This window comes from Paracoccus albus (assembly GCF_027913035.1).
Classification (GTDB): domain Bacteria; phylum Pseudomonadota; class Alphaproteobacteria; order Rhodobacterales; family Rhodobacteraceae; genus Paracoccus; species Paracoccus albus.
This window is the reverse complement of sequence record NZ_CP115775.1, coordinates 273387-286640: the sequence shown is the minus strand read 5'-3', so window position 1 is coordinate 286640 and position 13254 is coordinate 273387. Positions and strand designations below refer to the sequence as shown.

The window sequence follows — 13254 nt, the reverse complement described above, 5'->3', positions numbered from 1 at the left end:
AGCACGGCAAGGCCAGCGTTACAAGCAAAAAGTGAAGATTTCCCAATCTTCGGTGGAATGTGGGCCTAGTTTAGCATGTTTCAAGGCAGAGTCTTATCATAACTCGCCCGAATCACCCTGTCATTTCCGTTAAGGTCCTTCAGCACTTCGACCACAGCCCCCGCCTGCCTGAATATATTGCTGACCGTTTCGCCCTGTTGCCAGCCTATCTCAACCATGACCGTGCCGCCGTTGTTCAGGTGCGCAGGTCCATCCGTTGCAATCTGACGATAGGCGGTCAGCCCGTCAGCCCCATCGGTCAACGCAAGATGCGGCTCCCAATCGCGCACTTCCGGCTGAAGTTCGTCCATCTCCGACAATGCGATATAAGGGGGGTTTGACACGATCAGATCGAAACGTCCGGTCACATTCGCAAACCAGTCGGATTCGACGAACCGGGCTTTCACGCCGATTTTCGCGGCATTCTGCCGTGCAACTGCAAGCGAATCTTCCGAAATGTCAGTTCCAACACCCGATGCTTCCGGTCGGTCTGCCAAAAGCGAGATCAGAATCGCCCCTGTCCCGGTTCCGAGATCCAAAACGCTGCCCCATTGCGCGTTCAACGCAGCCTCAACCAGTGCTTCCGTGTCGGGACGCGGGTCGAGCGTATCGCGCGTGACCAGAAAATCATGCTTCCAGAAACTGCGTTTTCCGGTGATCTGGCTAAGAGGTTGTCGTGCCGCCCGTTGGTCAAGCATCCGGTCCAGCTTGGCCAACAACTTGGCAGAAATGGGCTTACTGCGATCCGTCAGCGGCGCAATGCGACCTTCTAAGGCGGCATGCGCCAGTGCGCGCGCCTCATGTTTCCCATTCTCAAGCCCAGCGTCCTTCAGCCTGTGCTCTGCTGCCGTCAGCCAGTCCTGCAAGTTCATTCCTGCGCCGCCAGCTTCGCCGCCTGATCATGCGACGTCAGCGCGTCTATGGTTTCGGTCAAATCGCCCTGCATCACCTTATCGAGCGCGTATAGCGTCAGGTTGATGCGGTGATCCGTCATCCTGCCCTGCGGAAAATTATAGGTCCGGATACGTTCCGAACGGTCGCCGCTTCCAACCTGCGATTTTCGGTCCGCGGCACGTTCGTTATCGGCGCGTTCACGTTCCAGATCATACAGGCGCGCGCGAAGCACAGCCATCGCGTTGGCACGGTTCTGGTGCTGTGATTTTTCGCTGCTGGTCACGACAATTCCCGTCGGCAGGTGCGTGATGCGAACCGCCGAATCGGTGGTGTTCACATGCTGCCCGCCCGCGCCAGATGCACGCATAGTGTCGATGCGGATGTCATTGGCCGGGATGTCGATATCGACCTCTGCCGCTTCGGGCAAAACGGCAACCGTCGCGGCAGAGGTGTGGATCCGACCGCCCGATTCCGTCTCAGGCACTCTCTGGACACGATGGACGCCGGATTCGTATTTCAGCCGTGCGAAAACGCCTTCGCCTTCGATCCGCGCAATCGCTTCCTTTACACCGCCCAGTTCTGTCTCGCTCAGGTCAAGCATCTGAAAGGTCCAGCCCTGCGTCTCGGCATAGCGGCGATACATCGCAAGCAGATCACCAGCGAAAAGCGCCGCTTCGTCGCCGCCCGTACCGGGCCGTATCTCGACAATTGCAGGGCGCGCATCAGCGGCATCCTTCGGCAAAAGTGCGATGCGCAGCGCCTGCTCCAGCTCCGGAAGCTCAGACTTGAGGCGCGTAATCTCTTCCTCGGCCAGTTCGCGCATATCGGCGTCGGCAAGCATCTGCTGTGCCTGATCCAATCCGTCTTTTGCAGTGCGCCAATGATCGATCTGGGCGACGAGCGGCTTCAGCTCTGAATACTCACGGCTGATCGCCGCGATTTCATCGGGCGCGGGGCCGGCATTCAGCTTCGCTTCGAGAAACTCGAAACGCTGAGCAATCTGTTGAAGGCGGTCTTCTGGCAACATCCGCCCGGATTACCGCCGCCGCGTCCAGCCGTAAAGACAGATCAGTTCCGTGGCGACATGGGCGCCGGCAATCGCGGTCGCACCTGTGGTGTCATATGGGGGCGAGACCTCGACCACATCGCCGCCCAGCAAGTTCACGCCCGCCAACCCGCGCAGCAGCGCCGCTGCCTGCCAGCTTGCCAGCCCGCCCCAGACCGGCGTGCCCGTACCCGGTGCGAAGGCCGGGTCAAGCGCGTCAATGTCGAAGGTGATATAGACCGGACGATCTGCCACCACGTCGCGAATGCGGGTCAGAGTGGCGTCGATGCCATCACGGTGAACTGATGGCGCATCGAGGATCGTGACCCCAAGCGTATCAGGATTCTCGGTGCGGATACCTATGCTGACACTGGCAGAGGGATCGACGATACCTTCGCGGATCGCTTTGTAAAGGAAAGTGCCGTGGTCAATCCGGTCGGGGTCGTCATCGGCCCATGTATCGGAATGGGCATCGAACTGGATCAGCGCAACGGGACCGTGACGTTCGGCATAGGCGCGCAGGATCGGCAGGGTGATGAAATGATCGCCGCCAAGCGTGATAGTGCCGACTCCTTGCTCCAGCAATCCTGCGATATGTGCCTTTATGCGGGTGGGAACCTCGCGGGTATTGGCATAGTCGAAGGCCATGTCGCCAGCATCCGCAATCGCCATTTCGCCGAGCGGATCGTAGCCCCAGCCATAGGGGGGATCGTAGGGTTGCAGCGTCGATGCCTCACGAATGGCACGCGGCCCAAAGCGCGTGCCGGGGCGATGCGTCACCGCCTGATCGAAAGGAATGCCGGTTATCGCAAGATCAAAGCCCGCCATATCCTTGGTATATTGCCGCCGCAGAAAGGATGTCGCACCAGCAAAGGCGTTCTCAAAGCTGAGGCCTCGCGGATCTTTCCTTGTGAACGCCTGATCCACCTCGTTCTTCGCATCTTCAAGTGCCATTCCGCTTCCTATCGCCGCGCTGTTCTGCGACCCGGCATAGCACGGACAGGCACAAAGACGAGGGCCTCCGGACCTTGGCCCCCGACAAAAAAGGGGCCGCATCTCGCGACCCCTTTCGAAGATTGGTCATCTTTGCGGTTCAGCCGTCTTTCTTCGCTTCGACGTTGATCTCAAACTCGACCTCATCGCTGACCGCAGGCGCAAACGCACCGAGGTTAAAGTCAGAACGCTTGATTTCCGCTTCGGCGCTGAAACCAACCGTTTCTGCCTGGGTCATGGGATCAAGGCCAGCACCCTCAAACTCCACTTCAAGCGTGACGGGCTTGGTCACACCATTCAGCGTCAGATCGCCTGTGACGCGAGCCTCATCATCGCCATCTGCTTCGACGCTGGTGGATTTGAAGGTCACAACAGGGACTTCGCCGGTAACGTTGAAGAAATCCGGACCCATCACATGCTGATCCAGTTCTGCATCCACCGTCCGCAGTGCGTCGAGCGGGAAGGACGCCTCTACCGTCGCGGCGGAGGGGTCGTCGGGATCGATGTTCAGCGTACCCTCCACCCCGTTCACGAAGCCATGCGAGGTCGAAAAGCCCATATGGTTATATTCAAAGACGATCTGGCTGTGGGCGGGATCGAAGCTGTAGGTTCCGGCGGTCGGTACCGTGTCGTCGTTGCCCGGACGCTGCATCGGATCGCCTCCCCCATCGGCAGGCGGAGCTGCCTCAGCGGGCGTTTCAGTAGCGGGAGCCTCTGTCGCGGGCGCATCATCTGTTGCCGCATCCTGCGCGAAGGCGGGCAAAGACATGACACCGGTCAGGATGAACGCGGTCAGTGATACAGGTGATTTGAATGGATTGGTCATTTAATACTCCTTCATTCTGCACAATGAACGGCCAGCCGCCGGCAGAGTTCCTTGGCTGTCGAAGCCGTGAAGCTGGCGCCTGCACAAGCACGAATCGCCTTGCAAAAGCGGAATCCCCGGCTATAAGGCCCTATCCTTCCGCAATCGCGAAACCGGCAGGCCCCTCGTGGCGGGGCGTGGAAGGGTTTTCCCGCCGTTGAAGCCGCCTTGAAACTGAAAGGTCTGACATGCCGTTTTATGAGCATGTGATGATCGCCCGTCAGGACCTGTCGAATACGCAGGCCGAAGGGCTGATCGAACATTTTTCCACCGTGCTGGCCGATAATGGCGGCAAGGTGATCGACAGCGAATACTGGGGTGTGCGCACCCTCGCCTACAAGATCAACAAGAACCGCAAGGGCCACTATGCCTTCCTGCGCACCGATGCGCCTTCGGCCGCAGTGCAGGAAATGGAACGTCTGGCCCGCCTGCATGACGACGTGATGCGTGTGATGTCGATCAAGGTCGACGCCCACGAAGAAGGTCCGTCGGTTCAGATGCAGAAACGCGAAGAGCGTGGCGAACGCCGCGAGCGTCGCGACCGCGACAACTAAGGAGATCGAGATATGGCGAACAAACCGTTTTTCCGTCGTCGTAAGGTCGATCCGTTCGGTGGCGATAACGCCCCCAAGATCGACTATAAAGACACCCGCCTGCTGCAGCGCTATATCAGCGAACGCGGCAAAATTGTGCCGTCGCGCATCACCGCGGTTTCGGCAAAGAACCAGCGTAAGCTGGCACAGGCCATCAAGCGCGCGCGCTTTCTGGCACTGCTGCCATACGTTGTGAAATAAGGAGGAAGACCCATGCAAGTCATCCTGCTGGAACGCGTGGCCAAGCTCGGCGCCATGGGCGACGTGGTGAAGGTCAAGGAAGGTTACGCCCGCAATTTCCTGCTGCCGCAGGGAAAGGCACTGCGTGCCTCTGACGCCAATGTCGCCGCGTTTGAAGCGCAAAAAGCCGCGCTCGTCGCGAAAAACGACGAATCGAAGGCCGACGCTCAGAAATTCGCTGACAAGCTTGACGGCGAAACCTTCATCGTCATCCGGTCGGCATCCGATGCTGGCGCGCTGTATGGTTCGGTCACCCCGCGTGACGCCGCAGACGCAGCAAACGAAGCCGGTCATGAGGTCGACCGCAAGCAAGTGGTTCTTGGCGCACCGATCAAGGAGCTTGGTCTGCACAAGATCAAGGTCGTCCTTCACCCGGAAGTCGAGGCCGAGATTACGCTGAACGTCGCCCGCTCGAACGAAGAAGCAGAGCTTCAGGCCGCTGGCAAGTCGATTCAGGATCTGGCCGCGGAAGAAGACGCTGCTGCCGAATTCGAAATCTCGGAACTGTTCGATGATATCGGGTCAGCTTCGCGTGATGAAGACGACGATCAGGGCTCGGAAGCGACGGCTGCTGCCGGCGAATAAGCGCAACGCCTTCATCGCAAAAATTGGGACCGCGCCGATCAGATCGGCGCGGTTTTTCGTTGAGCGGGGCAGCCCCGCCCGGATCGGGTTGGCAACCTCCGTCGACCGAAATATCCGGCGCGATTAGCATTTCTACATCGGATAAACTGGAACGAAACTGCGCTGCCGCTCGTTTTGCAAGTAACTCCGATTTGAAAGGGAAAGGGACCGAACCATGTCTCGCTTTGCTGATGTGACCACCAATACACCACATGGACCGCGTCCGGTTCCCGAAGGCCATATTCCTGCTGACGACGCGCCGCCGCCCAAGGACCTACGATCGACACTGTTGATCTGGGGCGGAGTCGGTCTTGCGCTGACCGTCGGTGCACTTGCCGCGCGCGCGGCTGCTGGCGCGGTTTCCGGCGACAGCGAAGAAGACCGCCCGCGCCCCGTACAGGGTCCGCGTCCCCGTCACGCGCCGCGTTATGCCTCGATGGGGCCGCAGCGGCGTGCCCGGATGCGCGCCCGCGCCAACGCAGATTTCATTGACTACGATGACCAGGCGGCTGAGATAAGGGCAGCGGCCCAACGCGCTCGTCGCAGGCGTGCGCAACAATCTGAAGGGTTTGGCGATGGAATTGGTAGCGCTGCCCGCAACATCGTCGCGCTGATCGGGGCGGCAGGAACCGCGCTTGAGGGGTTCAGGACCGTGTCCGCCAACAGCGACGAAATCATGCGCAACTTCAGTGACGCCGCTGATCGGTTGCAGGAGTTCCTGGGAACGCGCAGTTCGGACGATCCGAAGCGCTCACCGGCATCGGACGATAGCACCGCCCGTTACACCAAGGCAGAGATGAGCGACGAAGACCGGCGCATGCGGAACCTTTGATCTATGGCGAGACCTCCTGAAAGAAGCGTGTCCGAAGCCATCTTCGACCCGCTGCCGGAAGAAATTCGCAAGCGGTACGAGATCGGCGAAGAAAATCGCCATGAGGGAACAGACGCGGACGAAAACAGATCGGATAGGTCTGGCAAGGGTCATCAAGAAGATGACCCGCTTCCGCGCCCTCGCGCAAACCCGCCAAACTCCGCCTGGGGGTTGAAGCCCAAGGAATGGGTGGCTGTGCTGAAAGGCACAGTAAGCGAGATCGGAGAGGATCGCGTCACCTCTGTCGCGGGCGGCGTCACATTCTTCGGATTGCTGGCTTTATTTCCCGCCATCACAGCTTTGGTATCCATATTCGGACTTGTCGCCGACCCTGCCGTCATCAGCGAACAACTTGATAATATGGCAGAGTTCATCCCACCCTCTGCCCTCGACATCATTCGCGGTCAGGTCGAATCCATCGTAAGCTCTCCCGGGACTGCCTTGTCATTTGCGGGTATCGCGGGCCTGCTTGCAACGCTTTGGTCTGCGAATGGCGGCATGAAGGCGCTGATGGACGCGTTGAACGTCGCGTGGTTCCAGAAGGAAGAGCGTGGCTTCATCAAGCTTAATCTCGTCTCTCTGGCGATGACCATCGGTGCCATCTTCCTGCTGATCGCCCTGATCGGGACCATCGCCGTTTTGCCTGCGGTCCTGAACTGGCTGCCCCTGCCAGAGGAGACTAGAGGCTTTGTCTCTGCCATCCGCTGGCCGATCATGTTTGCCGTGCTGATGTTGGCGATCAGCCTGCTGTATCGCTGGGGTCCAAGCCGGAACGATGCGCATTTCAGTTGGGTCTCACCCGGTGCGCTGATTGCGACAATAGGTCTGGTCGGCACTTCGGCCTTGTTTTCATGGTATGCGGCAAATTTCGCGAATTATAACGAAACCTACGGCACGCTAGGCGCGGTAATCGTTCTGATGATGTGGCTGTGGATTTCCGCAATCGTGATCCTGGTCGGGGCAGAGGTGAATTCGGTAGCCGAACGACATCTGCGCGCCCTTCGCGGTGAACCTCAGAAAGCATGAGCGCGATCTGAACAGGCGATTCGATGTTGAAGCACGTTGGTGCAGAATACGATGACGGAAATATACTTTCGGTCGCTGGCTGCACGGGCAGCGGCGGTGCAGCGCCCTTGATGCCGCCCAAATCCCGCCCATATCCACTCAGAGCCAGCCGCTCTCTGTGAAAGCGGACGATCTGCCCAAGCAAATACCTGCTATCCTTTGCGGTTGGGCGTGATTTTCCCCTCGCACCCCGTGCAGTGCTTTGATAGAACGGCGCGGATTTTCGTGGCGGGCCAGCTGGCGCCGCCACTGGACAATGCGGGTGTGGCGAAATTGGTAGACGCACCAGATTTAGGTTCTGGCGCCGCAAGGCGTGGGGGTTCAAGTCCCTCCACCCGCACCATACGAAGGATATGACATGCAGGTCACAGAGACCCAGAACGAAGGCCTCAAGCGCGGCTACCAACTGACCCTCCCCGCTTCGGATCTGGCCGCTATGGTCGATCAGAAGCTGAAGGAAGCGCAGCCCGAAGTGGAAATGAAGGGCTTCCGCAAGGGCAAGGTGCCGATGGCGATGCTGAAAAAGCAGTTCGGCCCCCGCGTGATGGGCGATGCCATGCAGGATTCCATCGACGGCGCGCTGCGTGAGCATATGGAAAAATCCGGCGACCGCCCCGCCGTTCAGCCGAAGGTCGAAATGGCCGATGGTGAGAACTGGAAGGAAGGCGATGATGTCGTCGTCAACGTTTCCTACGAAATTCTGCCGGAAATCCCCGAAGTCGATCTGTCCAAGCTGGATCTAGAGCGGCTTGTCGTGAAGGCGGAAGATGCGGCAGTCACCGAAGCTCTGGAAGGTCTGGCCAAGAACGCGACCTCCTATGAGGATAAGAAAAAGGGCTCCAAGGCCGCCAAGGACGATCAGGTCGTGATCGACTTCAAAGGCTCGGTCGACGGCGAACTCTTCGAAGGTGGCACCGCCGAAGACTATCCGCTGGTTCTGGGTTCAGGCAGCTTCATCCCCGGATTCGAGGATCAGCTGACCGGCGCAAAAGCTGGCGACGAAGTCGAAGTGAACGTGAAGTTCCCCGACGACTACGGACATGAAGCACTTGCGGGCAAAGATGCTGTCTTTGCGACGACGGTCAAGGCTGTCAAAAAGCCTGTCGACGCCAAGATCGACGACGAGCTCGCGAAGCGTTTCGGCGCAGAATCGCTCGACAAGCTGAAAGAACAGATCGCAGAGCGTCTGGAAGGCGAATATAAAGGCGCAAGCCGCGCTGTCATGAAGCGTGCGCTGCTGGATCAGCTGGACAAGCAGGTCAAGTTTGATCTTCCGGAAGTTCTGGTCGAAGCCGAAGCCGGTCAGATCGCCCACCAGCTTTACCATGAAGAGAATCCGGATGATCACGGCCATGACCATGGCGAGATCGAACCGACCGAAGAGCACAAGAAGCTGGCCGAACGCCGCGTGCGCCTTGGCCTGCTGCTGGCCGAGATCGGTCAGAAGGCTGAAGTGCAGGTTTCGGATCAGGAATTCACGCAGGCCGTCATGAATCAGGCCCGCCAGTTCCCGGGTCAGGAGCGTCAGTTCTTCGAGTTCATTCAACAAAACGCGCAGGCACAGCAACAGCTGCGTGCGCCGATCTTCGAAGACAAGGTTGTCGATCACATTGCTGAGCAGGCAAAGGTGAAAGACAAGGAGGTCTCGAAAGAGGATCTCGAAAAGGCTGTCGAAGCTCTCGACGAGCTTTGAGCACGACGAGAAGCCAATGATGAAAGCCGCGCCCGAAAGGTCGCGGCTTTTTTTTGTCCAGGAAGGAAAGCCATGAATAGCACTGATATCGTTCGCGCCTTCTGGGCCTCCATGCAAAGCAATGACTTTGATATGGCCGCGCGGGAATGGCTTTCACCCGACTATATAGGCTCATGGCCGCAAACCGGCGAAGTTATCCGTGGACCCGCGGAATACGCTGCGGTCAACAACGCCTTTCCCGGTCGCGGCGATTGGCGATTCGAGGAAATATCGCTCGTCGCAGACGGCAACCGGGTCGTGACCGACACGCGCATCACCCATGAACCGCTTGAAATCGCGACCCATGCCATCACCTTTCACGAAATCAGTGGGAATCTGATCCTGCGGCAAACCGAATACTGGCCGGATGAATATCCTGTGCCCGCTTGGAGAGAGGGGTTTCTGAAGATTGACCGACAGATCGCGCAATGGTGATATGTCTATTTTTTAGGCAATATGCGCATTATTTAATCTATTCGGTCGCTATTCGGGTGCCAAACGCCTGCATATTACGCTGAACTCGTGGACGATTGGCGGCAAACCCGGCAAGCAGGGCACAGACAAGCGCAGGAAGGATCACCGCGATGAAAAAGGTCGAAGCGATCATCAAGCCTTTTAAACTGGATGATGTGAAAGAAGCCCTTCAGGAAGTTGGCGTGCAGGGTCTTACCGTCACCGAAGTCAAAGGGTTCGGTCGTCAGAAAGGACATACAGAACTGTATCGCGGGGCAGAATATGTCGTCGACTTCCTGCCCAAGATCAAGATCGAGATGGTCCTGCCAGACGATCAGATCGACGCCGCTGTCGAGGCGATAACCTCTGCCGCACGGACAGAAAAGATCGGCGATGGCAAGATCTTCGTATCACCCATCGATCAGGCGATCCGCATCCGCACCGGGGAAACCGGCGACGATGCCGTGTAAGGCCGCTGTCTGATACGGCGACGCATTCATTACAAAATTTCTCTGGGACCGGCTGTGGCCGGTTCCGCCCTGAAGAAGGAAAGGCTCCATGAAAGTCAAAGAAGTCCTCGAACTGATGAAGAATGAGGACGTCGAATATGTCGACATCCGCTTCACCGACCCAAAGGGCAAATTGCAGCACGTCACGCTTGTCGTGGACCTCATCGACGAAGATTTCTTCGAAGAGGGCTTCATGTTCGATGGCTCATCCATTGCTGGCTGGAAGTCGATCGACCAGTCGGACATGAAACTGATGCCCGACACGACATCGGCCTATATCGACCCGTTTTATGCAGAAAAAACACTTTGCATTCACTGCAACGTGGTCGAACCCGACACCGGCGAGCCCTACGCCCGTGACCCGCGCGGCACGGCAGTCAAGGCAGAGGCCTATCTGAAATCGACTGGTATCGGCGATGTTTCCTATTGGGGACCCGAGGCTGAGTTCTTCCTGTTCGACGACGTGCGCTATTCGGTCACGCCGCAGAAAGTCGGTTATCAGATCGATTCGGTCGATGCCGCATGGAACACCGATACGGGCTATGAGGATGGCAACCTTGGCCATCGCGCAGGCCACAAAGGTGGCTACTTCCCGGTCAACCCGATTGATGCGGCCCAGGACATCCGCGGCGAAATGCTGTCGACGATGAAGCGCGTCGGCATGAAGGTCGACAAACACCATCACGAGGTTGCCACTGCGCAGCACGAGCTGGGGCTGATCTTTGGTACCCTGACCGAGCAGGCCGACAACCTTCAAAAATACAAATACATCATTCACAACGTGGCTGATGCCTACGGCAAGACGGCGACTTTCATGCCGAAGCCGATGAAGGGCGACAATGGCTCCGGCATGCATGTGAACATGTCCATCTGGAAGGACGGCAAGCCGCTTTTCGCGGGCGACAAATATGCCGATCTGTCACAAGAAGCGCTGTATTTCATTGGCGGTGTGCTGAAACACGCGAAGGCGCTGAACGCGCTGACCAACCCATCAACCAACAGCTACAAGCGCCTGATCCCCGGCTTCGAAGCCCCGGTTCTGCGGGCTTATTCTGCGCGCAACCGGTCCGGCTGCGTGCGGATTCCGTGGACCGAAAGCCCGAAAGCCAAGCGGGTCGAGGCGCGGTTCCCCGACCCGGCTGCGAACCCGTATCTGTGCTTTGCTGCCCTGCTGATGGCGGGTCTGGACGGCATCAAGAACAAGATCGACCCCGGCCCGGCATCGGACAAGGACCTGTACGACCTGCCGCCCGAAGAGCTGGCAGAGATCCCGACCGTCTGCGGCTCGCTGCGTGAAGCCCTGGAAGAGCTTGAAAAGGACATGGACTTCCTGCTGGCCGGCGACGTGTTCACCAGGGGTCAGCTGGAAGGCTACATGGCGCTGAAATGGGAAGAGGTTTATGCCTACGAGCATACGCCGCACCCGGTTGAGTACCAGATGTATTACTCGGTCTGATCCGAGCGATTATCCGCAAACGATCCACAGGTGGCCTTTGGGCCGCCTGTTTTTTTGTCCGATAAAGACGTGTAGCGGGGCGCAATCCGGGCAGCGCGGCAGTAGCAGTTGGCCGGTTCCGAACGACTGATCGTGGTTCAGTCGCCGAAAAGTGGCAGCCCATTCTTGATATGTCGCTCAACAAGCTTTCGCTGTTCTTTTGCGGATGGAATCTTACGGGCGGGCTTTGCAGCGGTCTCGCCGCTGCCGAATTCAGGGAAAATCGTAAGAAGCTCTTCACGCGCTTCGTCAGAGATCGACTTCAACGCTTCGGCCCCTACAAACAGACTTTCGCTGGCGGCACCCTCGGCCACGACGATTTCATGTTCTTCGAAGAGAAGATGGAAATAGGTAACCTCTGTCGCATCGTCATCTACGTAGATGCCCGGAAGTTCCGTCAGACGAATTGCGGGAATCAGGATCTCGGTTGTGTCGAACATGCGTTTGGCGATGCGGGAACCGGTCATCATCCGGTGCTCGCGCGAAACGACAAGGTCGCGCGTCGGGATGCCGTTTCCCAGCGATCCGGCAGATATACGAACGGGTCGCAGTTTCGGATTGGATTCCATATCTCTGGCAAAAATCGTGCGACGGCTGATCCAGCGAACGGGCTTGTCCTCTGCTTCGTTCGAGGTGACAACCCGCACCTTGTCACCGGGGCGCAGCTCGTCAATCAAGACGGGATTCCCCTGCTCCCCAAGCAGCAGAGTTCCTGATGTGAAACAAACCGGCGCGAGGCGATCCGTCGCGACAGTTCCGCCACCGCTTGGCGCGGTTCCAGTGGTATCCTGATAGGTCACCTCACCCAGAACTGACTGATCTGTGGGCGTGAGTACAACGCGGTCGTCTTCAAGAACGAAAGTGACGCCAGTTATCTCGACAATAGTTCCATCAGATTGCCGCACTTCGATTGAGTCGCCATCATAGACATTTCTGATCGCGACACCGTCGATAGCGTCACCGACCCGCTCGCTGATGTTAGCATCATCATTGTTGTCGGTGATGGTCAGATTGACCGGCGATAGCGGCGTTCCGATGTCGGGCGGGTTGTTGGGATCAATGAAATAAAACTGGTCCTGATACTCTTGGGCCATCGCCTGAATCCTTGATCACAATCGTTCTTAAAAATGGGATCGGATATAAAATCCATGAGCATATATATACATTTCAATCTGTCGCGTCCAATTCGCGCATTGGGACTGAACCAAAGCCCTCAAGTAACGCTGGATTCGACAATAGCATTCAGTTATATAATTGAAATTAAACTATCATCTTCTCTTGCCCGGCGCGCAGAAGGTGGACGGCACCTTGCCGGACCTCCATTTCCTCAAGCCGGTCGTTCGCCCAACCCAGCACAATCAGCCGAATCATACGCAGCGTAATGCCGTGACAGACGATGGCTGCGGGGCCGGTCAGTGCCGACAGACCGGCATTCACCCTTTCGCGAAGACGCGACAATCCCTCACCATCGGGCGCAAGATCGTACCAGCCGAGCCAGCTTCTGGAGAATAGATCCGGAAATTCAGCCTCCAGATCGGGATGCGTCCGGCCCTCAAACGCGCCGACAGAAATTTCGCGAAAATCGGGTTGCAGCTGGAAAGGTCGGTTGCCGAAAACGATGTTCGCAGTTTCGACGGCGCGGCCAAGCGGGCTGGAAATCAGCGCGATATCATCAGCTCGGGCATCAAGGATCGGTGCCATTATCGCTGCCTGACGTCGGGCTTGTTCGCGACCAAGTGCAGTCAGCGGACTGTCCAGGTGACCCTGCATTCGGCCAGCCGCGTTCCATTCGGTCTGACCATGACGCATCAGCCAGAGATCGGGCCATTCGCGCAT

Annotated in this window: 15 protein-coding genes and 1 tRNA gene; 10 read left to right on the top strand and 6 right to left on the bottom strand. The window is 58.0% G+C overall.

Annotation, left to right across the window (positions count from 1 at the left end; all coding sequences use genetic code 11):
- Positions 1–80: 80 nt before the first annotated feature.
- From prmC to PAF20_RS01450, 4 genes are all read right to left on the bottom strand, one after another.
- Entirely contained in the window at positions 81–911 is an 831-nt protein-coding gene (gene prmC, locus PAF20_RS01465) for a peptide chain release factor N(5)-glutamine methyltransferase (RefSeq protein ID WP_271071988.1), read from the bottom strand.
- On the bottom strand, positions 908–1960 hold the full coding sequence (gene prfA / locus PAF20_RS01460; protein WP_271071987.1) for a peptide chain release factor 1: 1053 nt from the start codon (positions 1958–1960) through the stop codon (positions 908–910). The genes prmC and prfA overlap by 4 nt, the downstream gene beginning before the upstream one ends.
- A 9-nt stretch (positions 1961–1969) precedes the next feature.
- Positions 1970–2932, bottom strand: a complete 963-nt coding sequence (gene speB, locus PAF20_RS01455) for an agmatinase (protein WP_271071986.1) — start codon at positions 2930–2932, stop codon at positions 1970–1972.
- A gap of 139 nt (positions 2933–3071) precedes the next feature.
- Positions 3072–3797, bottom strand: coding sequence for a YceI family protein (locus tag PAF20_RS01450; protein WP_271071985.1), 726 nt, complete (start codon positions 3795–3797; stop codon positions 3072–3074).
- A gap of 227 nt (positions 3798–4024) precedes the next feature.
- Here PAF20_RS01450 and rpsF point away from each other — a divergent pair, with 227 nt between their 5' ends.
- From rpsF to glnA, 10 genes are all read left to right on the top strand, one after another.
- The gene (rpsF, locus tag PAF20_RS01445) at positions 4025–4390 is read left to right on the top strand and encodes a 30S ribosomal protein S6 (protein ID WP_271071984.1); all 366 of its coding nucleotides are present in this window, start codon (positions 4025–4027) and stop codon (positions 4388–4390) included.
- A gap of 12 nt (positions 4391–4402) precedes the next feature.
- Complete coding sequence (gene rpsR / locus PAF20_RS01440; RefSeq protein WP_090520233.1) at positions 4403–4630, top strand: 30S ribosomal protein S18; 228 nt, start codon at positions 4403–4405, stop codon at positions 4628–4630.
- A gap of 12 nt (positions 4631–4642) precedes the next feature.
- Positions 4643–5254, top strand: coding sequence for a 50S ribosomal protein L9 (gene rplI / locus PAF20_RS01435; protein ID WP_271071983.1), 612 nt, complete (start codon positions 4643–4645; stop codon positions 5252–5254).
- Positions 5255–5468: 214 nt separating this feature from the next.
- Entirely contained in the window at positions 5469–6125 is a 657-nt protein-coding gene (locus PAF20_RS01430; RefSeq protein WP_271071982.1) for a hypothetical protein, read from the top strand.
- A gap of 27 nt (positions 6126–6152) precedes the next feature.
- Positions 6153–7190, top strand: coding sequence for a YihY/virulence factor BrkB family protein (locus tag PAF20_RS01425; protein WP_271071981.1), 1038 nt, complete (start codon positions 6153–6155; stop codon positions 7188–7190).
- 297 nt (positions 7191–7487) lie between these two features.
- Positions 7488–7572 (top strand) — tRNA-Leu (locus PAF20_RS01420).
- A 15-nt stretch (positions 7573–7587) separates the two neighbouring features.
- Positions 7588–8922, top strand: coding sequence for a trigger factor (gene tig, locus PAF20_RS01415; RefSeq protein WP_271071980.1), 1335 nt, complete (start codon positions 7588–7590; stop codon positions 8920–8922).
- Between the two features lie 72 nt (positions 8923–8994).
- Positions 8995–9396: a nuclear transport factor 2 family protein gene (locus PAF20_RS01410; protein WP_271071979.1), complete on the top strand. Its 402-nt coding sequence runs from the start codon at positions 8995–8997 to the stop codon at positions 9394–9396.
- Positions 9397–9545: 149 nt separating this feature from the next.
- Positions 9546–9884, top strand: a complete 339-nt coding sequence (locus tag PAF20_RS01405) for a P-II family nitrogen regulator (protein WP_271071978.1) — start codon at positions 9546–9548, stop codon at positions 9882–9884.
- 88 nt (positions 9885–9972) lie between these two features.
- A complete protein-coding gene (gene glnA / locus PAF20_RS01400) occupies positions 9973–11379 on the top strand; it encodes a type I glutamate--ammonia ligase (RefSeq protein WP_271071977.1) in 1407 nt (468 codons plus the stop codon).
- Between the two features lie 137 nt (positions 11380–11516).
- On the opposite strand, the gene PAF20_RS01395 is transcribed toward glnA, so the two are convergent.
- Entirely contained in the window at positions 11517–12512 is a 996-nt protein-coding gene (locus tag PAF20_RS01395) for a Hint domain-containing protein (RefSeq protein ID WP_271071976.1), read from the bottom strand.
- 166 nt (positions 12513–12678) lie between these two features.
- Positions 12679–13254 (bottom strand): histidine phosphatase family protein, encoded by a 576-nt coding sequence (locus PAF20_RS01390; protein WP_271071975.1) that lies wholly within the window; start codon positions 13252–13254, stop codon positions 12679–12681.